This is a genomic window from Vibrio sp. T13N (assembly GCF_032970445.1).
Lineage (GTDB): Bacteria > Pseudomonadota > Gammaproteobacteria > Enterobacterales > Vibrionaceae > Vibrio > Vibrio diabolicus.
The window spans coordinates 140,185-162,473 of sequence record NZ_JAWJYE010000009.1 but is presented as its reverse complement, the minus strand read 5'-3'; the positions used below and the strand labels follow the sequence as shown (position 1 = coordinate 162,473).

The window sequence follows — 22,289 nt, the reverse complement described above, 5'->3', positions numbered from 1 at the left end:
TTTTAATGAACCAACTTAATTGGCAAGACGTAACACCTTCACTTGAGCAGTACGAAGCACTTTTAAAGTCTGCACCTTCGTTACCAAAGAAGTCTTTTACTGATCTTCAACCGAGGATGTCGGCAACGATATCTCGCTTTTCCAAAATGTCGGGATTGACACGCGTGCTACTCATTAACTGCGTCGATAATTCTGTCTATAGAGAGTTCATCAGTAAAGCTCTTCAGAGTCATTCTAACGCTGCGATTGTTTTGTCGGAATCACTTGATGCCAAACGTTTATTTGACCGTTACAGTGTTGATGTAAGTGGTGATATTGCCTTCCAACCTGGCTTGATTTCACAAGCTGACGACGGTTATTTGATTGTACCTGCTAATCTCATTCTGGCTAACCCGGGACTTTGGCCGAATATAAAGTCTGCAATTCAACAAAACCTTATCGAGCCACTGAACCTAAGCCCTACTCGCTTACCTACTTCAGTACCGCCATCTAAAGCTTATGATGTAAAACTGATTGTAACTGGGGAAAGAAGTCAGTTAGCAGAGCTAGAATATATCGACGAGGACTTTTGTTCAGGCTTTGCCATGTATACCGAAGTTGAAGAAGATATTCATTTGTCAGAGCAGAATTTGACAGATTACTTTGGTTTGGTGAACTGGATATGTTCTCAATATCAGCTGCCTCACTTAACGGAATGTGGCTTTAGAAGACTGTTGCTAGCTGGTATGAGATTTACTGAAGATCAACATTATTTGCCGTTAGGTGTAATGTGGCATTCTCAACTTCTAACACTTGCCAGCCAGTTCAGTGATGGCCAAACATTAGATTACGAGTCATTAGATAAAGCGATTGACGACAAGTATTATCGCGAATCCTATCTTCCTCAGCGTGCCGTGTACGATATTTTAGATGGACAAGTCATTATTGAGACAACTGGGGAACAAGTTGGTCAAATCAATGGCCTAACCGTCATCGATATGGCTGGACACCCTGTCAGCTATGGTGAGCCTGCTAGAATATCGTGTGTAATTCACTTTGGTGATGGCGATGTTTCCGATGTTGAGCGCAAAGCTGAACTTGGCGGCAATCTACATGCGAAAGGCATGATGATTATGCAAGCTTTCTTAAGCTCTGCTCTAAAACTGGATGAACCTCTGCCTTACTCTGCCTCGATCGTATTTGAACAGTCTTATAGCGAAGTTGACGGTGACAGCGCATCTCTCGCAGAACTTTGTTGCTTGGTGAGTGCGTTATCTGAATCTCCAATTAATCAACAAGTTGCGGTTACAGGAGCCGTCGATCAGTTTGGTCGAGTGCAAGCAGTCGGTGGCTTGAACGAGAAAATTGAAGGTTTTTATCAGGTTTGTAAACATCAGGGTTTTACGGGAAATCAAGGCGTTGTCATGCCGAAATCAAACCTTAAACACCTTGCATTACATAAAGATGTAATAGAAAGCATTAAAAATGGTGAGTTCCATATTTGGTCCGTCTCTACGGTAGATGAAGCTATTCCGATTGTTATGAATAAACCTTTTAGAGGCGAAGACGATAGCATTATTGGCAAAATAGCGGAACGTATTGAAAACTTTGAAAGACATGAGCATCCAGAAGGAATTGTGCAGCGCATCAAAAACTGGTTTGTCTAGTACTGATCGGAGTTGTTTAGCGTACACGTGTTCACTAAGATGCAGCTATCAAAAATTGGAGTAATTGATAATGCAAAACAAACGTGATTCTTATAACCGTGACGATCTACTTGCTTCTAGCCAAGGGGAACTGTTTGGGCCTGGTTACCCTCAGCTTCCTGCGCCAAACATGCTAATGATGGATCGTATTACTAAAATGTCTGAGACAGAGGGCGATTTTGGTAAAGGTTTGATCTTGGCAGAATTGGATATTACTCCAGATTTGTGGTTCTTTGACTGCCACTTCCCTGGTGACCCGGTAATGCCTGGCTGTCTTGGCCTTGACGCGATGTGGCAACTTGTTGGCTTCTTCCTTGGCTGGGTTGGCGGTAAAGGTAAAGGTCGCGCTCTAGGTGTTGGTGAAGTGAAGTTTACAGGCCAAATCCTACCGACGGCGAAAAAAGTAACCTACGAAATCCACATGAAACGCGTCGTAAACCGTAAACTGGTAATGGGTTTGGCTGACGGTCGTGTATGCGTAGATGGCAAAGAAATCTACGTTGCGAAAGATTTGAAAGTTGGTTTGTTCCAAGACACTTCAAACTTCTAATCACGACTTTAATCGATTTATAAAGGCTCCTATTTAGGGGCCTTTTTGTTTGCCTAGTCTATAAATGTAGAAAAGGCTCCGTAGAGCCCTTTCGAATCCTTCTTTTTGTATGTGGAGAGTTTATTTGTAGAGACCAGATTGTCTTTCATCTCTGGCATCACGCCAACCACCTAACCAATACGACCGAGCATCAACTTGTTGATATGGGCAAGCCTCTTGAGACCTTCCATTCAACCCAGCTTTATAGCCTTGAGATTGAGCTCGTTCTAGGCGATCACGCTTTTGTCTCTTCATAGTTAATTCCTCATACAGGTCCATTTACTAACGTACAGCTGTTATTGTGAAACTTTGATGGAGTTTTTATGACTCCACTTATAAGAATCGATCAAGTTGAGTGATTTCTCAAGGCATAAAAAAAGCAGAGGCTCAAATGTGTGAGCCTCTGCTTGATTTAAAAATTACTGACGATTTTTGACTATTTTCTACGGAACCCAAACAATCCAAGCATGGTCAAAGCTAACCAACCAAGGCCTGCACCTTGACGCTCTGTTGTCGTTGAGTCAACGCTTCGAGACACAATGTCCTTCTCAGTCGCACCTGCAATAGGCACCAATTTTACAGCTACGATTTGTTCATCAGAACTACATGTCGCATTGTTTGCTGTTGTACTGTAACCGCCAGCACATTTCATCGCGGTACCAGAAATCACACCTGCATCGTTGATATCGGTTGCATCGATAATACGGAACTGGTTGTTTTGTTCAGTGTAGTCACCGCCATTAGTCAAACTATCTAGGAACCAAGCTTTTCCATTAAATAGTGTTGAAGCACGTTCACTAGTCTCACCACCTACACTATATGGGTAGATAAAACCGCGCTTACGACGTGGCTTGCCATCGTCTTCACGAGTCGTTTCCGCATCAAGTTGTCCGACAATTTCATTGTAAGAGTTGATCCCGCCCATCTTACCGCCCGCACCGCTGAAGAAAATTCCGGTACTTGGGTAAAAAGCGTTAATAGAATCCTTACGAACATCATCTACGATAAAGAGACGATTCGGAGCAGAGCCCGTTGGCATTAAGTATCCGCCTGAACGTTTTGCTTCACCAATAGCAACAAAATTTGAGTTAACATCGGTTAATCGTGAGTTTGTATGAACCGTATCATCGCCCTCACGCTGTCTCGCTCCTACAACAACTTTGTTTTTCCAAGTTGCGTTTTCAACGCTACCTTCTGCCTCTAGGGTTCCGACAAAAACAGTAGCATTCAGATAGTTATCATCACTGTATGTGTTGTAACCCACGCCGTAAACCGTTGTTCCATCTGTGACAAGGTCACGCATGCTTCCTTGAGCCAGTCTTTCTCCATCTTTAGATGTGCCACTTGGCCAAGCCAACTCACTGACGGTTCCACTTTGATCCCAAATAGCTGCTTTCGATGTGTGGTGAGCGCCATTGGTATTGCTTGCCGTTCGAGATACACTACCAACGGTAAAAGTGCCATCGGTTTTCCAAGCGTGGCTTTGCACAACGCTTGCGTCGTTATCACCTGTAACAAAATTTGGTTCAATAGGTGCTACGACTGTATTTCTTGTTTCCAGTGTCGACTGGTTTTCACTGCTGACTTTACTTTGATTACCGACAGCGGCACCATCTTCGGTAAGCTGATTGATAACATTGTTATATTCATTTTTATAAGCAGCAGAATCGCCTTCTACAAATGCTAACGCATTAGAAGTAAAGTCTTTACTACGCTCTTTGTTCCATGGGGTCCAGTTTACAGAAGCCCAAGAGTCACAAGTGGAATAGCGAAGCTGGTTATAACAGTAACGTTCAAAATCTTTGAGTTCTTGGATGTAATAAAAGCCCGCGTCCAATCCAAATGGAATTTCCTCACGATAGCTGTTCCCATCCACGGCTTGTGTCGCTGAAATCGGTGTTGTGCGAGTTTCCATCGCAAGCTTAAATTGGTCTAGTGTACAGTTTGCTGCTGCATCAAAACAGCCCAAAGCGAAAGGGGAACCTGTTGAAGGATCTGTACCCGCATCACCTTGCTGAATTGCAACGCCGTAAGCCGTTTGGTAGTCACCGTTTGAACCATGATCCTGAGGTGAAACCTCAACCACTTGATACAATGCCGCCTGTGCGTTCATTGTGGTACCAACCATCATCGCAATGGCGGTCAATTTGAATTTATTACTACAATTCATTGAATTCTTAACTATCCTGTTGCATTGCTTCGAGTTCTTCCCATCTCTCGAATGCGATTTCCAACTCCTGCTCTAGTGCAGCAAGCTGTTCCAATACCGGCTGAGTTTGCTCTACAGGTTTAGCAAAGAACTCTGGATCGTTCACTTGCTCCTGAAGGCCCTCGATATCCGACTCTAATTGTTCTAGTTTAGCTGGTAGAGCTTCTAATTCTCTTTGCAGCTTATACGATAACTTCTTCGAGTTGTTCTTAGGTTGAGTTGTTTTGGGAGTTTCCTCAACCACTTTTTCTTTTTTCGGTGGCTTTTCAACCGCTTGACGAACCGCCAATACCTGTTCACGCTGCTGTCTTGCATCGTGATAACCACCAACAAACTCTTCAATCACTCCGTTTCCTTCGAAGATCCAGCTTGTGGTAACGGTATTATCAACAAACTCTCGGTCGTGGCTAACTAAAAGCAACGTGCCCTGATAGTTGGCAAGCATTTCTTCTAAAAGTTCCAACGTTTCGATATCCAAATCGTTGGTTGGTTCATCAAGAATAAGTAAGTTGTTTGGTTTCAACAAGATACGAGCTAGCAGTAATCGGTTTTTCTCACCACCAGAGAGCGCCTTAACCGGAGTTCTTGCGCGCTTAGGTGCAAATAAGAAGTCTTGAAGATAACTCAGCGCATGACGCTGACGTCCCCCAACCATTACTTCTTGTTTCCCATCCGCTAAGTTATCGATCACTGTCTTTTCTGGATCCAAAATCTCTCGGTACTGATCAAAGTACGCGACTTCTAATTTTGTTCCGCAGTGTAAACGACCAGACTGCGATTCCAATTGCCCTAATAGCAATTTAAGTACCGTACTCTTACCGCAGCCATTTGGTCCGATAAGTGCAATACGGTCACCGCGCATAATGTTAAAGCTAAAGTTGTCGACGATTGTCTTGCCTTCGTAAGCAAAAGATATGTTTTCTGCTTCAAATACAATTTTCCCTGAACGTGAAGCATCATCGATATTAAGGTTAACTTTGCCTTGGACATCCCGGCGATCGCGACGCTCTTCACGCAGTTTCTTCAATGCGCGTACACGACCTTCATTTCGAGTTCGGCGTGCTTTAATGCCCTGCCGAATCCAAACTTCCTCTTGAGCAAGTTTTTTGTCGAATTCAGCATTCTGCATTTCTTCAACGCGGAGCATCTCTTCTTTTTCTTCTAGGTAGTTGTCGTAATCACCAGGGAAAGAAGCTAATTGCCCGCGATCTAAATCAACAATGCGTGTTGCCATTGATTTGATGAACGCACGGTCGTGAGAAATAAAGATGATCGAGCCTTTGAAGTCTTTTAAGAAGTTCTCTAACCATTCGATAGTTGTTACATCAAGATGGTTTGTTGGCTCATCAAGAAGTAATACATCAGGGTCACAAACCAGCGCGCGAGCTAAAGCGGCTTTACGTTGCCAACCACCGGATAAATCGGTCAGTTTAGTTTCTGGACTTAGTTTTAAAGCACCAAGTACGTTCTTAACACGGTCATCAAAACGCCAAGCATTAGAATGGTCAAGCTGCTCTTGAACCTTGGCTAAACGGTTGATGTTTTTCTCACTCGGGTCTTGAGCAACAAGATCGAGAAGATCGTGATAGATCTTCAGTTGTTCGCCGATTTCAGCCAAACCGCCAGATACGTATTCGTAAACCGTACCCTCTTGATTACGCGGTGGATCTTGTTCAAGTCGAGAAACAACGACGTCTTGAGTGATTTGAATCTTGCCGTCGTCCAACAAAATGTCGCCGGCAAGCACTTTCATTAACGTGGACTTACCTGCTCCGTTGCGACCCACTAAACATACGCGTTCGTTTTCTTGAAGAGCGAACTCCGCTTTGTCCAGTAATGGGTGGTCACCAAATGCAAGTTGTGCGTTATGAATGGTAAGTAATGCCATTATTATCCAACCAATGTGTGAGTTGTTCTAAGTCAAACGGCCAGTTCAACTCAGAATCTTGATACTTTAATACGGGTATTGTGACGCCGTAACGAGAAAACAGTGCATCATCGAACGCAATATCAATGATATCTGTTTGCTCGGCCAAACCAATTTGGTCTACTAGAGCAAATGCCATCTCACAAAGATGGCATCCCTCCGTGCTATACAATATCAGCACGTATTAATCCTTTTGTTTATACTACGCGTGCGTTACTAGCCAACAGTTATGAATCTGTTTATTACGCGCAAAATCTAATGGTAACGTTTGAGAAGAAATATTCTGAGCCTTCAAACCAAGTTCAGCCAGCGACTCTTCATCCATCTTGAAGTGGCGCTTGTTATTCGAGAATACGATAGTGCCTTCACTTCTTAGTAAACGTTTAAGATTCTTCATCAGTTTAATGTGATCACGTTGTACATCGAATGATGTTTCCATACGCTTAGAGTTAGAGAACGTAGGTGGATCAATAAAGATCAAGTCGTACTCACCTTTCGCGTTTTCTAGCCATTGCAAGCAGTCTGCTTGTTCATAGCGATGCTGACGTCCTACACAGCCGTTAAGCTGCATATTGTCTTTCGCCCAGTTCAAGTAGGTATTTGACATATCAATAGTCGTTGTGGAACGAGCGCCACCAACCGCTGCGTGAACCGTCGCACTCCCAGTATATGCAAACAAGTTTAAGAAATCTTTACCTTGCGCCATTTCACCTAAGCGACGACGAGTGATCTTATGATCCAAGAACAAGCCAGTGTCTAGGTAGTCATGAAGGTTTACGATCAGCTTCACGCCGTACTCGTTTACTTCAAGCGTCTCTGATACCTGACCTAATTTTTGGTATTGGCTGCGACCCTTCTGCTTTTCACGAACTTTAAGTACAACTTTGTTCGCCTCTACACCTGTCACCTGAATCGTTGCACGAATAATATCCGTTAGGCGACGTTTTGCTTTTTCTTCTGGAATGTTTTTTGGCGCAGCATACTCTTGAATTACGATTTGATCGCCGTATACGTCTATCGCCACATTGTATTCAGGAAGGTCAGCGTCATAGATTCGGTAGCAATCAAGTTTCTCTTTACGAGCCCACTTGCCAATCTTGCCAATGTTTTTCTTTAAACGATTTGAAAAGTCTGGTGCGATTTGAACATTTGTATCAGAACCCTTCACTTCATCAGCACTGCGCTCTGCAATACTGTAGTTCTTTTGGTGACAAGGTAACGCACCATTATTCAATTTAAATTGTTTATCAGCACGCATACGAAGACAGCTCAGCAGCTCGTCTGAACTCGAGAAGATAGAGGCTTTGCATCCACCAAACTCAGATTTTAGCTGTCCACCAAATGCGGTGTAGAGAGCAATTAGCCCCGGCTCAGTTCCTAGACGTTCACCGTAAGGTGGGTTTGAAACGATAACACCGTGTTCGAATCCTGCAGGACGAGTAATGGTTGCAGCATCACCTTGTGCGAACTCAATCAATTCTTCAACGCCTGCTCTGCGCGCGTTTTCTTGAGCAACTTTTAATACTTTAGGGTCGTTATCGAAGCCAAAAAACTTAGCGTCAACTTTCTTGACACCTCGTCTAGCTCGAACATTAGCCTCTGATTTAATCTCTGCCCAAGTCTCTGGTTCAAAGTCTTCCAACACTTCGAAACCCCATTGCTTTCGCTTAACGCCAGGGGCCATGTTGGCAGCCATCATCGCAGCTTCAATAAGCAAAGTACCAGAACCGCACATTGGATCGAGTAATGGTTGATGCCCATCCCAGCCACAACGCATGATAATCGCAGAAGCAAGCGTTTCACGTAACGGGGCACGACCCGATTCTGGTCGGTAGCCACGTTGATGCAAACCACTGCCTACCATATCGATCCCAAGCAACGCTTTATCTTTATGCAAACGAACGTGGATACGAACATCTGGGCGTTCTTTACTGATGTTGGGACGCGGCAATCCTTTATTTTCAAAGCAATCTACGATGCCATCTTTGACTTTCATCGCACCGTACTGGCTATTTCTGATCTCACGGTTTGTGCCGTTAAAGTCCACAACAAAACGTTTAGAGCTATGAAATTGGTTAACCCAGTTAATAGCAGATGTAGATAAATACAAGTCCATGTCGTTGTTACACGTGAACTCAGATAAAACACGTACAAATCGAGACGCTAAACGGCTCCACAAACAACAGCGATAAACCTGTTCGTTTGTCGCTTTAAATTTTACGCCTGCCTGTACTGGTTTCGCATTTTCAATGCCTAGTTTAGTCAGTTCTTCAACAAGCAAATTTTCCATGCCATTTGAAGTTACCGCGAGATATTGATTCATAGTGTTCTTTCGCTGATAAAAAATGGCTTCAATTATACCTGACTTTACGATCAATGCCTCGTTTTTAAAGGAATTTCCCCACCTGTTAGTTCAAATCATCACCAACAAAATGATCTGAAACTTTCAACATCTTTAATTTGAGTGTTTTTTATTCACGAACGAAATTTTGTTCCCTTGGCAAGAAGTGAATACTTATTTACATTAATCTTGGTATATACCAGGGCGCGGTTATTGATGTAAGTTACTTACATTTTTTCCTTATAGGGGAATAAATGGGGTCATTTTAAGCGCTAGGTTGCCTAGTTAAGGGAGTCATCAGATTGAAATAAGTAAAATAAAAGTGACCAGCTTCATGTTTGCATGCATAGAAAACATACAGTTTCATGGCTGATGGGGCTCCAGTATCAAAGGAAAGGACAAAAAAAATCGACCTAACGAGGTCGACTAATGCAAACAAAGGAACGAAATAAAGAAAAAATTAAACAGGTTTACCCCACCATTGCCATAGGAGTTATTGCAAAGAGGTGATTTGCACAAGCCATGCGGTCATGCATTACTTTAATCGGCTGCCCAAACTGAAGCGCCTTATTGCCATCAAGCACAAACGCTTCTTGGTTAACATAAGCACATAAGCTCGACGTCTCGCCTGGTTCTAACACGATGAACATACCATCAGAATATTGATTTGTTAGAAAGACCATGTCCCCTTCTTCAGGCTCGTAACCAGAGGACTGTGCGTCAAAGAACCAACTTTTAGGCTGTACAGGTTTATGAAAGCGCTTTGCCGCAACACAATACAGTGTTAACTCAGCTTGGCGGTATTCACTGATGTCGAGGCATCGAATACGTTCATTAAACGTTTGGAATGCACTGGCGTCATCAACGGTAAATTCATTGCTTGAGAAGGCACAGTTAACCAACAATTTTCGGGATAAATTGGTTTGGAAAATCATTTCCTCCCCCAGATCCAGCATTAAGCAAGCTTTTTGCTCGTCAAAATACCAATTCCATTTGTCGCTGGGTTTAAGCATTATTCCGTTCTCTCTTGACTAGTTAAATCAGTGGTAAAGAGGTAAGACGCTTAATTACCTACTCGTGATTTTTAAATTTTACAAACGAACGGATAAAAAAAAAGAGGAAACAAAGTCCTCTTTTTTATGTAATAGCTACTGATTTTTCAGTGGTTTTTGATGTATATGTTAAAGATTCTTAACAATATCACGTACTAGGCTTGGGCCGTGGTAAATAAAGCCAGTGTAGACTTGAACAAGTTTAGCGCCTGCCATCAGCTTTTCTTTGGCTGCAACATAGGAATCCACACCACCAACACCGATAATTGGAAGTTTGTCTCCTAGCTCTTCATGAAGCTTACGTACGACTTCCGTAGAGCGTGATTGCACAGGGCGACCACTTAAACCACCTGCCTCATTGGCGTGTTTCATTCCTTCTACGATCGTGCGATCCAGAGTTGTATTAGTCGCGATCACACCATCTATATTGTTTTTCAATAAAGAATCGCAGATTTGGCAGATTTCTTCGTCACTCAAATCAGGAGCAATTTTTAATGCTAGCGGGACGTATTTGTTGTACTTCTCTGACAGTTCTGCTTRTTTCGCTTTTAATTCAGAAAGTAGTTCATCAAGCGCTTCACCATATTGAAGTGAACGAAGACCCGGAGTGTTTGGTGATGAGATATTAACCGCAATGTAGCCTGCGTACTCATACACTTTCTCCATACAAATCAGGTAGTCCTCTGCCCCTTTCTCAATTGGTGTGTCTTTGTTTTTACCAATATTAATTCCGAGAACACAGTTGAATTTTGCTTGCTTTACATTCTCGACCAAATTATCAACGCCTAGGTTGTTAAAGCCCATGCGATTGATGATCCCTTCAGCTTCGACTAAGCGAAATAAGCGTGGTTTATCATTCCCTGGTTGCGGACGAGGTGTTACTGTGCCAACTTCGACAAAGCCAAAGCCCATGGCATCAAATGCTTCAATGCATTCACCGTTTTTATCTAAGCCAGCCGCAAGACCTACTGGGTTACGGAATGTTAGTCCCATACACTCAACTGGACGAGTTGGTAATTGTTGGCGGTAAAAGAGATCAAGTGGTGTGCCGTTAAAGCGTTGGAAGTTCTTGATTGCAAGATCGTGTGCCTTCTCGGCATCGAGTTGGAAAAAGCCAGTTCTGGCTAGACGGTAAAGCATTGTGCCTCCGAAAGAAAAAAGCCCCGTATAAACGGGACAATATTATTTACTGTTTTTCATCGTAATTCAATGAAAATGAATGTATTAAGTAAAAACCTATATCTTTCTAATATTTTCAAATATAAAACAAACAATTAGAGTAAGATTTCAACAATAAAATTTATAACTAACCACCCTAAAGCAATCGATTTCAGCCTATTTTAACTTCCCCGCACCGTTACGCTGTAACTCACTCGGCGCTATAATAGAAACGATGAGCAACAAAAAAGCCTCGCTAAATAACGAGGCTTTTACTTACAATTTGACTAACTCATCTACTCTTTCGACGAACAGTTGAGATTCAAGAGTACTAATTCTCGAAGTGCTACAGAAAACTTAGCAAATTCGTGGACAGAGCCAACTTTGAACTCATTCAAGATGCTTTCCCAACGGTGCAGTGATTGCTCGTTAGTTTCCATCCAATCTTCTAACGCTTTCATCACGTCTAGCTCTTCCGTTGCACAGCCGCAATTTAATACCTGAGCCGTAAGTTGACGTTGTTGCCAGTCCAGATCTTCTCGGAATGCAGCTCTTGCCAGTGCCTGCCAGTTATTATCAACGGCTTGGCTGTTAATTTGCTTCAAGAACCAGTGTAACGACAAACGGTCACCCAAGTTAAAGTAGAGCTTCGATGCTTGCTCAACCGTTTTACCTGTTTCACTCGCCACTGATGAGATATCCAGTGCAGATTGTAGGCTGGATAAACGAGCGACTTGATGTGCAAGTTTCTCTTCTACCCCTTTCTCAATCCACCCTTGAGCAAGTTCATTGTGTTCTTCTACTTCAGACTCAACCAGCATAGTGTCTAAGGTTTCAGTGATAACATTGACATCTTGCTTGTAGATAGCAATCAGCTCACCAACTGTGCATTTACCACTGCGGTTGCGAAGCAACCAACGTGCAATTCGACGTAGTGCTCGACGAACATAAAACATGATTTCGTACTGAGCTTGAGCAGTGGCTATATTATCGAGTTCACGAGTCTGCTTAAGAATTGCTTCTAGATCGAAAATTTCACGAGCCGCACTGTATGCGTTAGCAATATCGACAACACTTGCACCGGTTTCTTCTTGCAAACGAGTGACGAAGTTACAGCCCATTTCATTAACCATCTGGTTAGCCAATGCTGTAGCGATAATTTCAGCTCGCAGTGGGTGATTCACCATTTGATCTTTATAGTTACGTCGTAACGCACTTGGGAAATATTCAACAAGCTGTTTCGCATGGAATTCATCATTCGCGATTTCATCCGTAACAAGTTGCTGTTTAAGTACCATTTTACCGTAGGCAACTAACACTGATAGCTCAGGGCGAGTCAGACCTAGCCCCTGTTTCTCACGCTCGATTAGCGTTTCATCATCAGGGATGTATTCGAGAGCACGATCCAAGTACCCTGCTTTTTCCATGGTATGGATGAATCGAATTTGTTCCTTAACAATGCCAACACCTTGCTGTTCAGTCACGGAGATCGACTCCGACTGACGGTAAGCATCATCCAAGACAATTTCACCCACTTCGTCTTCCATAGACTCTAGAATTTGGTTACGTTGCTTAACCGTAAGATCGCCATTTGAAACCAGTCCATTAAGGAAGATCTTGATGTTGACTTCATTATCCGAACAGTCAACGCCACCCACGTTATCAACGAAGTCTGTGTTCACTCGGCCGCCAGTCAGTGCGTATTCAATACGACCAAGCTGAGTCATACCTAAGTTACCGCCTTCGCCAACCACTTTTGCTCTCAAGTCACGGCCGTCAATGCGTAGCATGTCGTTAGCACGGTCACCAACATCCGTATGAGTTTCTGTCGAGGCTTTAACGTAAGTGCCGATACCACCATTCCAAAGCAGATCGACTTTCATTTTCAAGATCATCTTAATCAGATCGTTAGGCGCTAAAGATGCTTTCTTTGTCCCTAACATTTTCTGAATTTCTGGCGTTAGCTGGATCGATTTTGATCGACGAGAGAAGATACCACCACCTTGAGAGATCAAATCTTTATTGTAATCTTCCCAGCTTGATCTTGGCAGATTAAACAAGCGGTTACGCTCTTCCCAGCTGGTGGCTGAATCTGGATTTGGATCAATAAAGATGTGCATGTGGTTAAAGGCAGCTTGCAATCGAATATGCTTCGATAACAGCATACCGTTACCGAACACGTCACCTGCCATATCACCTACGCCGATTGCGGTAAAATCAGTAGTCTGGCAGTTGATGCCCATTTCACGGAAGTGACGCTTAACAGATTCCCAACCACCTTTTGCAGTGATACCCATCGCTTTGTGGTCGTAACCATTAGAACCACCTGAAGCGAATGCGTCACCTAACCAGAAGTTGTACTCTGCAGAAACAGAGTTCGCTAGGTCTGAGAATGTTGCTGTGCCTTTATCTGCCGCCACTACTAGGTATGGGTCATCTTCGTCATGGCGCACAACGTTCTGTGGTGGCACAACTTCACCTTCAATGATGTTATCCGATACATCAAGTAGCGCACGAATAAATCGTTTGTAACAACGTTGGCCTTCAGCAAAGATCTCATCACGGGTTGTGAGAGATGGCTGGCGTTTACAAACAAAGCCGCCTTTTGCACCCACAGGTACGATAACGGTGTTCTTAACTTGCTGAGCTTTTACGAGACCAAGAATCTCTGTACGGAAATCTTCTTGACGGTCTGACCAACGTAAACCACCACGAGCCACTTTTCCGCCACGAAGGTGAACACCCTCAATATCTGGTGCGTACACAAAGATCTCGAACGCGGGTACAGGCTGCGGAATCTCTGGAATATCGCTCGGTTTCATTTTCAAAGATAACCAAGGCTTAGGTTGCTTGCTTTCGTCTAATTGATAGTAGTTAGTACGAAGTGTCGCCATGATCATGTCGATGTAACGACGAATAATACGATCATCATCCAAGCTCTCTACACGATCCAACTGCTCTGTTAGCTTTTTAATCAGATCGTTTTGGCCTTTTTCACTGCCTTTGTGTTTCGGATCGAATCGCTTGGTGAACAGCTTGACTAGACCTGTTGCTAAGTCTGGGTAGTGGCTTAGCGTGTCTTCGATGTATTGTTGACTGAATGGGAAACCGACTTGGCGCATGTATCGAGCATAAGCACGAAGAATGGAAATCTCACGCCCAGATAGCGACGCACCTAGTACCAATCGGTTAAAACCATCACTTTCAAGGTTGCCCGCCCAAATTGCGGCAAATGCTTGTTGGAAACGATCACGAGCCTCACGAAGATCAACCGTTTTCTCGCTCTTATGCAGCATAGAGAAATCAAGGATCCAGAATGTCTGTCCGTTGTTTTTCTCGATCTCATACGGTGATTCACCGATCACTCGTAAGCCAAGGTTTTCAAGCATTGGCATTACGTCAGAAAGATGGATTGGCTCATCGCGATGGTATAACTTCAAGCGAACAGCTTTTGAATCCGCCCCCTCTTCTTGAGGTCGGTAGAACAACATGCCAAGTTTATTATCATCACTTAACGCTTCTAAGCGTTCAATATCTGCAACCGCAGAACCTGGCATCATGTCCTCTTTGTATGAGCGAGGGAACGCACTCATATATTCTTTTGAAAGAGGAAGGCCTTTGCTTTCACCAAAGTTAGCAATGATGGATTCTTTTAGTCTGTCATCCCAAGAGGTAGAAACTTCCATTAGGTTTTGCTCGATCTTTTTCACGTCTACGTCAATGTTGTTATTGTCTACACGAACAATGTAATGTGTTCTCGCTAGTGGGCTTTCTGAGAAGAACGTTGTAAATTCAACCTCTTGCTCGCAACCAAAGTACTGCTTAAGAATGCGTTGAGTTTGACGACGTAACTCTGTGTTGTAACGATCTTTAGTGACATAAACCATGCAGCTAAAGAAACGACCAAATGGGTCCTTACGAACAAATAAACGCAGTAGGTCACGATCTTGCATTTGTACAACACCCATACCCACCTCAAGCAGCTCTTCTTCATTTGCTTGAAGTAGTTCATCGCGTGGGTAGTTTTCTAAGATATTGTGCAATGCTTTGTATGAATACGATCCGTGACGATATCCGCTCGCTTCAAGGATACGGTCCACTTTTTCACGGATCAGAGGGATGCTTTGTACCGCTTGGTTATACACGGCAGAGGTATATAGACCAGTAAAGCGATGCTCACCTATTACTTTACCGTTTTCATCAAACTTCTTAATACCGATGTAATCAGTATAAGCTGGACGGTGAATACGAGATGCTTTGTTACCTTTTGTGATGATCAGAGCGTATGGCTTTTTCGCTTCTAACCGCGCTGAATCTGAAAGCTCAGATAGCTTGACGCTACGCACACGCTTGTCATCAGCAAATAGACCAAGTCCTTTTTCTTTAGCAGGAACAAGCTCGGTATCACCATTGACTTCTTCTAAGTCATAATCTTTGTAACCCATAAAGGTAAAATTATGATCTTCTAGCCAACGAAGAAATGCGATCGTTTCGTCCATACGATCCGTTTGGATAGAAACACGATCTTTATTTTTCTCAAGTTCATCAGTCACAAGCTTAAGCTTATCAACCATTTGCTTCCAGTCATCAACGACTAAACGAGTGTCAGATAGAATTTTTAACAGCTCTTCTTTAAGCGCTTGCATCTCTTCTTTACTAGTAAGGCGGTCTACCTCGATATGGAACAGTGATTGAAGAACACCACCCTCACCGTTTACGTCGGTAACTTGGCCTTTTTTATCACGCTGTATCTGTGTTGGGTTGTTTAACATTAGGTGGCAAACAAGGTCCAAACGCGCTAAAGCCATTTTGACTGAGTCCACTAAGAATGGACTATCTGGAACAACAATTTCTACGATTGTGTGTGTGGATTGCCAGCCTTGACGACTTACGGTCGGGTTAAATACTCGTACCGAAATCTCTTCTGGTTTTTTTTCATTGATATGGTGCCAAAGGCTGACGACAGCACCATAAAGATCGGATTCGTTTCGCTGAATCAGGTCATCATCAGCAATGTTACTGAATAAGTGTTGAGCAAGTTTAGTTACAAGCGTTTGGTGAGAAAGCTCGAGTTTGTCTTGAATCAGTTGGTAAACTTTTTCAAGCAGAACCGGCACTACATTTTCACGCGCGGTCATATTCACACTCCACATTAGAATTGTTGTTTTGTAGGGGGACTTAGTAGCTAGGTTGTTACCTTAGAAACTAAGCATAGGTAATGCATGTGCCCATTGTAAAAGCATAATTACAAATGTTTAACAACYAATCGTGGTGGTAAGAGGTGAAATGTCCGATTCTGTGACTAAGATTCCTATTTAACTCTCTGCAAATACAATACATCACAGAGTTTCTAACTTAAGAAACTTATTATTTTGGTCAGTTGTTAGTCTAAACTGGCCTTTAATGCCTAATTGACTAAGAAATGGTCTGAATCGTGCGGCGGGTAACTGCAAACGTAAACCGTTATGTGTGACGACTTGAACAACACTTGCCGCGCCAGAATAATGGGATAAAAACGTTTGATATGAAATGTTGAGGTTGAAGTAGTAATAGTTCATGAAGTAAAAACTAAGTGACATAAACAATAAGGTGGCCTTAATGACCACCCTATTGTGTTGTTTACTATTCGTCTAGTGCTTTAGTAACTTTTTCGAATAAGTCTTTAGCAAGATTATCCATTGCTTTGAGCTTTTCAAGTTCTGCTTTGATCAAAGCTTGGCGACCTTCATCGTATTTACGGAACTTAAGCAAAGGATCAATCATTCTAGATGCAACTTGTGGGTTCGAATCATTAAGTTGGCGAAGGATTTCTCCTGCAAATTGGTAACCTGCACCGGATTTATCATGAAAACGCACAGGGTTGGCACTTAAGAACGAACCAATCAAACTGCGCGTACGGTTCGGGTTCTTCAAACTAAATGCTTCGTGGTTCATGGTAGCTTTCACTTTTTCAAGTGCATCCTCTGCAGGATTGCTACCTTGAAGTGCAAACCACTTGTCCATAACCAAACCATCGTGCTTCCATTTATCGCTATAATCTGCCATTAGAACTTCACGACACTCAAGCTGTGCACTATTTGCCGCACTCATCGCTGCAATCGTATCTGTCATGTTATTTGCAGATGCGTATTGTGCTTTCACTAAATCATTACCTTTTTCCGTATGTGCTAGGTATTGCAGACAACGGTTACGTAATGCACGCTTGCCAATCGCAGCATGATCGATCGTGTACTCTGTTTGCTTCAGTGTATGATAAGTTGCACTTAGCTCATCTTCTAACTCTTGAGAAAGTGACACTGTAATGCTGTTTAGCACTTTGTCTACGGCATCGATGTCAATTTGCTGGTACCAGCCAGTAATCTCATTAATTGAAGGCAAAGAGAAAACTTGAGCAATGAAAGCTGGCTCAAGCGTCTCATCCAATAGCACACCACGGAACGCATCTATCACGCCTTCAGAAAGCGATACTTCTTGTCCGGCTTGAACGTTTTTCACGTTCTGACGAATGTACTTAGCCAATAGCATTTGGCTTGCATCCCAACGAGCAAAGTCATTCGTCGCGTGTTTCATCAAGAAGACTAATTCATCATCACTGTAGTCGTATTCTAGTTTTACTGGTGCCGAAAATTCACGCAACAAAGATGGCACAGGTTGTTCTTCGACATTTTCGAATACGAACGTTTGCTTATCTTGTTTAATATCTAATACGTTATGAACAGATTCACCGTTAATCAGCAATGGGATAACTTGACCTTTCGAATCGTACAGCTCGATATCAAACGGAATGTGCAACGCTTGCTTTTCAGCCTGGTCTTGCGTTGGCTCCGTAAATTGCTCTACCGTTAGCGCGTAAGTTTTTGCATTGGCATTGTATTCGCTATTTACGCGCAGCGTCGGTGTACCAGATTGGCTGTACCATAGACGGAATTGTTTTAAATCGACACCGGTGGCATCTTCCATTGCAGAAACAAAGTCTTCGCATGTCGCAGCAGTACCATCGTGACGTTCAAAGTAAAGTTTCATCCCTTTTTGGAAGCCCTCTTCGCCAAGGAGTGTATGGTACATGCGAATAACTTCGCTGCCCTTTTCATACACTGTTAGCGTGTAGAAGTTGTTCATCTCAATGACTTTGTCAGGACGAATTGGATGTGACATTGGACTTGCATCTTCTGCAAACTGAGGTCCACGGATGATACGTACGTTATCGATACGGTTATCTGCGCGAGAGCCTAAGTCAGAAGAGAATTCTTGGTCACGGAACACGGTTAAGCCTTCTTTTAGACTTAATTGGAACCAGTCACGACAAGTGACACGGTTGCCAGTCCAGTTGTGGAAGTACTCATGACCGATTACAGCTTCGATACCTAAGTAGTCACGATCGGTCGCCGTTTGGTCATTCGCCAGAACATACTTTGAGTTAAAGATGTTTAGGCCTTTGTTTTCCATTGCGCCCATATTGAAGAAATCAACGGCAACGATCATGTAAATATCCAGATCGTATTCAAGGCCAAAGCGTTCTTCATCCCACTTCATCGAGTTGATCAGCGATGTCATCGCATGGCCTGCACGATCTAAGTTACCTTTATCAACAAAGATTTCTAAATCAACACTGCGACCTGACATCGTTGTGTATTTGTCACGCAGTACGTCAAAGTCCCCTGCGACAAGAGCAAACAAGTAAGCTGGCTTTGGATGCGGGTCCTGCCATTGAACCCAATGACGACCGTTCTCTGCCTCGCCTTCTGCAATTCGGTTACCATTGCTCAGCAAATATGGATAAGCGGCTTTATCTGCGATCACTTTTGTCGTGTATTTTGCCAGAACATCAGGACGATCTAAGTAATAAGTAATACGACGGAAGCCCTCGGCCTCACACTGAGTACAAAATGCGCCGCCTGATTTGTACAAACCTTCGAGTGCTGTATTCGCTTCAGGATCAATTTTGGTGACGATTTCAAGTTCAAACTCGGATGGAAGATCGGTCAGTACAAGCGATGATTCTTTCACTTCGTGATGAGCCCAATCCTCACCGTTTACTTTTACAGCGCGCAGCTCAAGCCCCTCGCCATCGAGTTCTAGCGTTGTTGTATCGCCTTTTTGAGCAACCTTTGATATCGCCGTAACGATGGTGTCATTGTCATAAAGATCAAACGTAAGATCGATATCGGTAATCGCGTGAGATGGCTCTTGATAATCTTTACGATATTTGGCCTGGGGAGCTTGGGACATGAGCATAAATCCTTGTATGTCGAACAACAAAAATACCAGACTGCATGATCAAAAATGCAGTTCTGGTATCACTATATAAGCTATTTGTAGGGGTTGTGGTATCAGAATACAAGTCTTTCCATCAAAAAACGGAGCTTTTAGTGCTCTAGCTCCGTTTTTTGATTAACATTTAAACAACATTGACAATTTACCGTATGCTCGCGTAATTTGTCGTAGCAAGATAAGCTATCAAGGCGTTACCCGATTAAGTACCGCGTACATATCGCCATTTGAATCTTCAATCGTTAATTCATTTTTGTTGAGCTTATAGGTGGTCCCGTGCTCGCCATTTTCATAGAGCAAGACTAAATATTCATCTTCTGTGTAGAAAACACCTTGCTTGATTGACTCATCCCCTTCTTCGTTGGATACCCGAAACATAAACACGAAGTCAGGTTGAAGTATCAAATCCATATGGTTGATGTTGTTTGCCACAAGGCCATCTCCGGATACATAAGAGCTAGACCATATGCCCGCTAGCGAGTTAGACAACCCTTTAGTAAAAGTCACACCATTAAGATCAAGTGTATTGTGATTATTGCGATAGGCATAAATTTGCGGCTCATCTGTGTTTAAGCCAAGAACGATGGTGTCTTCATTGGCGTTATACAATCCTTCCCAATGATCGACAGAATAATCTTTCTTTTGAATATCAATAGAAAAGCTGTAGTCGGAACCCAGTGACAGTTTTATCGCACGAAAATTTTCAGCCGACTCTTCGGGGTTTGGGTTCATTAAATACCAGTCTCCGATGAGAAACGGCGTGTCAAAGTGACTTAATTCATCTTCTCTGGTGTTTTCTCCGCTAAACACACTAAAGCAGCAAAAGCTAAGTAAAATAAAGAACCATTTCATATCGGCATCCTTATCGTTTTCTTTTAGCTTAGGCAGTAGTCCTCACTTTCGCGAAATTTTAGATGTAGATCACGTAAATTATTGGGAAAAAATAAGCGAATATCTTACTTGATACTCAATACAAACAAAGATGAAAAGACATAAAAAAAGAGTGAGCCTGAAAGACTCACTCTTTTTACTTTGAATTGCCAGTTATTATGACTGATTTGTCTGCTTAAGCAGATCAACCATAATCGCAACAGACTCATCTAAATAAACATCAGGCGCTTCATAATCTTTAGGTATATCATCCAATGTTTTGAATGCTTCCTTACCTAAAGCAGCTTGACGCTCATTGATGCGTTGCAATCGAAGGGCTTCCGCTTTATCCGATTCTGCCTTACGAACTTTCTCGTTCAAAGACAACATATTATCGTCTTTTTCTTTACGATACTTCTCTATGTCTTCATTGATGAAACGGAATTCCATCTCATCAGAAATACGCTTGTTATGAAGAGCGGTGAGTTTTTCAACTAGTGCTTCGTTGCTTGGGAAGGTTTGATATTTTGCTTTATCAATCTGATCCCAAGGTAGTGCATTGTCTTCTACACTTTCACCCGTTTCAGAAGCTTCAATTGGTGTTGGGTACGAAATATCGGGTGCAACACCACGATTTTGCGTACTTCCACCGTCAATACGGTAGAACTTCTGAATCGTGTACTGAACGTAGCCTAGCTCTTTATCGAAAAGATCGTAGATATGATTCAGTGAACGATGCTGTTGAACTGTACCTTTGCCGAAAGAATTTTCACCTAAAATAATGGCACGATTATAATCTTGCATTGCTGCGGCGAAAATTTCAGACGCTGAAGCACTGTAGCGGTTAATCAACACCGTCAGCGGACCATCGTAGCTCACTTTTCCGTCAGTATCAGAGTTCACCTTAATACGACCATAGCTGTCACGAACTTGAACAACAGGACCTTCTTTAATGAATAACCCTGTTAATGCTGTCGCTTCCGTTAATGCACCACCACCGTTGTTACGTAGATCAACGATTACGCCGTCAACGTTTTTGGTTTTTAACTCAGCAAGCAGTTTATCGGTATCTTTCGACAAACCGACGTAGAAACTTGGCACTTCTAAAATACCAATCTTCTTACCATCTTTTTCGATGATCTCCGACTTAACTGCGCGATCTTCTAGGCGAACTTTGTCACGAACAATTGTGACAATGTAACTCTTCGCATCGTTACCTTCTGGCAAGATCTGTAGATTAACCTTTGTGCCTTTTGGGCCTTTGATTAATTGAACTACATCATCCAGACGCCAACCGATCACGTCGACAATCTCTTCACCGTCTTGTCCAACACCGATGATTCGATCCCCTTCGCCAAGTTGCTTGCTCTTCGACGCTGGGCCGCCAACAACAAGTGAACGAATTACTGTGTAATCGTCTGTCATTTGCAGAACAGCACCAATGCCTTCCAGAGATAGGTTCATTTCCGATTGGAATTGCTCAGCATTACGTGGAGAAAGGTAGCTAGTATGAGGGTCGACTTGTCGGGCGAAGGCATTCATATATAACTGGAATGCATCTTCGTTATTAGTCTGTGTGATCCGCTTCATCGCGTTGTTATAACGCTTCTCTAAAACCTCTTTAATCTCTGGCCATTCTTTGCCAGTCAGCTTCAGATTTAACGCGTCATATTTCACGCGCTTACGCCATAACTCGTTGAGCTCCGCTTCGTCTTTTGGCCATGCAGCTTCAGAACGGTCTAACTCTATCTCGTCATCAGTATCAAACTTGATCTCTTCGTCGAGTAGCGTTAACGCATAAGCAAAACGCTCGAAACGCTTTTGCATTGAGAGGTTATAAACATCAAAAGCAATTTGGTTGTTACCAGCTTTTAGCTGATCATCAAGCTCAATTGACCAGTCTTTAAAAGAGTCGATGTCCGCTTGAGTAAAAATATTTCTATTATAATCAAGCAATTCTACATAGCGTTCAAAGATCGCTTTGGAGAAATCATCATTGAGGCTGAAATGCTTATAATGAGAGCGGGTAAATCGAGAGGTGACTCGTTTGCTAGCTGTTTCGTGCTGAACTTCAGGAGCGAGAACCGGCAAGTCATCTTTATGTAGTTTGGCTTCGAGAGCCTGAGCTGATGCTGCTAGCCATAAGCTAGCAGCAATCAGTGTCACTTTTGAACGGCAATTCATGCG

The 22,289-nt window shown here is 42.9% G+C and carries 14 protein-coding genes; 2 read left to right on the top strand and 12 right to left on the bottom strand.

Annotation, left to right across the window (positions count from 1 at the left end; all coding sequences use genetic code 11):
• Nucleotides 1-5 precede the first annotated feature (5 nt).
• Nucleotides 6-1,646 (top strand): Lon protease family protein, encoded by a 1,641-nt coding sequence (locus R2S67_RS16045; RefSeq protein WP_012841810.1) that lies wholly within the window; start codon nt 6-8, stop codon nt 1,644-1,646.
• Between the two features lie 70 nt (nt 1,647-1,716).
• Nucleotides 1,717-2,235, top strand: coding sequence for a bifunctional 3-hydroxydecanoyl-ACP dehydratase/trans-2-decenoyl-ACP isomerase (fabA, locus tag R2S67_RS16040; protein ID WP_005396499.1), 519 nt, complete (start codon nt 1,717-1,719; stop codon nt 2,233-2,235).
• Nucleotides 2,236-2,355: 120 nt separating this feature from the next.
• On the opposite strand, the gene rmf is transcribed toward fabA, so the two are convergent.
• The 12 genes from rmf to prc form a co-directional block, all read right to left on the bottom strand.
• Nucleotides 2,356-2,529, bottom strand: coding sequence for a ribosome modulation factor (rmf, locus tag R2S67_RS16035; protein WP_005377453.1), 174 nt, complete (start codon nt 2,527-2,529; stop codon nt 2,356-2,358).
• Between the two features lie 181 nt (nt 2,530-2,710).
• The gene (locus tag R2S67_RS16030) at nt 2,711-4,444 is read right to left on the bottom strand and encodes a DUF3466 family protein (RefSeq protein WP_145532065.1); all 1,734 of its coding nucleotides are present in this window, start codon (nt 4,442-4,444) and stop codon (nt 2,711-2,713) included.
• A 7-nt stretch (nt 4,445-4,451) separates the two neighbouring features.
• Entirely contained in the window at nt 4,452-6,371 is a 1,920-nt protein-coding gene (locus tag R2S67_RS16025; RefSeq protein WP_317345676.1) for an ABC transporter ATP-binding protein, read from the bottom strand.
• On the bottom strand, nt 6,349-6,591 hold the full coding sequence (locus R2S67_RS16020; RefSeq protein ID WP_074190119.1) for a glutaredoxin family protein: 243 nt from the start codon (nt 6,589-6,591) through the stop codon (nt 6,349-6,351). Before R2S67_RS16020 ends, R2S67_RS16025 begins: the two co-directional genes overlap by 23 nt.
• 21 nt (nt 6,592-6,612) lie before the next feature.
• A complete protein-coding gene (gene rlmKL, locus R2S67_RS16015; protein ID WP_048626409.1) occupies nt 6,613-8,733 on the bottom strand; it encodes a bifunctional 23S rRNA (guanine(2069)-N(7))-methyltransferase RlmK/23S rRNA (guanine(2445)-N(2))-methyltransferase RlmL in 2,121 nt (706 codons plus the stop codon).
• A 488-nt stretch (nt 8,734-9,221) separates the two neighbouring features.
• The gene (locus R2S67_RS16010) at nt 9,222-9,764 is read right to left on the bottom strand and encodes a cell division protein ZapC (protein ID WP_048626410.1); all 543 of its coding nucleotides are present in this window, start codon (nt 9,762-9,764) and stop codon (nt 9,222-9,224) included.
• A gap of 168 nt (nt 9,765-9,932) precedes the next feature.
• Nucleotides 9,933-10,943 (bottom strand): quinone-dependent dihydroorotate dehydrogenase, encoded by a 1,011-nt coding sequence (gene pyrD, locus R2S67_RS16005; RefSeq protein WP_317345672.1) that lies wholly within the window; start codon nt 10,941-10,943, stop codon nt 9,933-9,935.
• Between the two features lie 314 nt (nt 10,944-11,257).
• Nucleotides 11,258-16,099: an NAD-glutamate dehydrogenase gene (locus tag R2S67_RS16000; protein WP_065646471.1), complete on the bottom strand. Its 4,842-nt coding sequence runs from the start codon at nt 16,097-16,099 to the stop codon at nt 11,258-11,260.
• A 201-nt stretch (nt 16,100-16,300) separates the two neighbouring features.
• Nucleotides 16,301-16,519 (bottom strand): DUF2835 domain-containing protein, encoded by a 219-nt coding sequence (locus tag R2S67_RS15995; RefSeq protein ID WP_046876238.1) that lies wholly within the window; start codon nt 16,517-16,519, stop codon nt 16,301-16,303.
• A 64-nt stretch (nt 16,520-16,583) separates the two neighbouring features.
• A complete protein-coding gene (gene pepN, locus R2S67_RS15990; RefSeq protein WP_317345670.1) occupies nt 16,584-19,190 on the bottom strand; it encodes an aminopeptidase N in 2,607 nt (868 codons plus the stop codon).
• Between the two features lie 228 nt (nt 19,191-19,418).
• Nucleotides 19,419-20,084 carry a hypothetical protein gene (locus R2S67_RS15985; RefSeq protein WP_005396553.1) on the bottom strand — a complete coding sequence of 222 codons (666 nt, stop codon included), beginning with the start codon at nt 20,082-20,084 and terminating at the stop codon, nt 19,419-19,421.
• Nucleotides 20,085-20,279: 195 nt separating this feature from the next.
• On the bottom strand, nt 20,280-22,286 hold the full coding sequence (gene prc / locus R2S67_RS15980; protein WP_317345668.1) for a carboxy terminal-processing peptidase: 2,007 nt from the start codon (nt 22,284-22,286) through the stop codon (nt 20,280-20,282).
• Between the last annotated feature and the right edge of the window lie 3 nt (nt 22,287-22,289).

Excerpts from the sequence above, each read along its gene's own strand:
- R2S67_RS16045 (WP_012841810.1), top strand. The coding sequence starts at position 6 with ATGAACCAACTTAATTGGCAAGACGTAACACCTTCACTTGAGCAGTAC.
- fabA (WP_005396499.1), top strand. The coding sequence starts at position 1,717 with ATGCAAAACAAACGTGATTCTTATAACCGTGACGATCTACTTGCTTCT.
- rmf (WP_005377453.1), bottom strand. The coding sequence starts at position 2,529 with ATGAAGAGACAAAAGCGTGATCGCCTAGAACGAGCTCAATCTCAAGGC.
- R2S67_RS16030 (WP_145532065.1), bottom strand. The coding sequence starts at position 4,444 with ATGAATTGTAGTAATAAATTCAAATTGACCGCCATTGCGATGATGGTT.
- R2S67_RS16025 (WP_317345676.1), bottom strand. The coding sequence starts at position 6,371 with ATGGCATTACTTACCATTCATAACGCACAACTTGCATTTGGTGACCAC.
- rlmKL (WP_048626409.1), bottom strand. The coding sequence starts at position 8,733 with ATGAATCAATATCTCGCGGTAACTTCAAATGGCATGGAAAATTTGCTT.
- R2S67_RS16010 (WP_048626410.1), bottom strand. The coding sequence starts at position 9,764 with ATGCTTAAACCCAGCGACAAATGGAATTGGTATTTTGACGAGCAAAAA.
- R2S67_RS16000 (WP_065646471.1), bottom strand. The coding sequence starts at position 16,099 with ATGACCGCGCGTGAAAATGTAGTGCCGGTTCTGCTTGAAAAAGTTTAC.
- R2S67_RS15995 (WP_046876238.1), bottom strand. The coding sequence starts at position 16,519 with ATGAACTATTACTACTTCAACCTCAACATTTCATATCAAACGTTTTTA.
- pepN (WP_317345670.1), bottom strand. The coding sequence starts at position 19,190 with ATGTCCCAAGCTCCCCAGGCCAAATATCGTAAAGATTATCAAGAGCCA.
- R2S67_RS15985 (WP_005396553.1), bottom strand. The coding sequence starts at position 20,084 with ATGAAATGGTTCTTTATTTTACTTAGCTTTTGCTGCTTTAGTGTGTTT.
- prc (WP_317345668.1), bottom strand. The coding sequence starts at position 22,286 with ATGAATTGCCGTTCAAAAGTGACACTGATTGCTGCTAGCTTATGGCTA.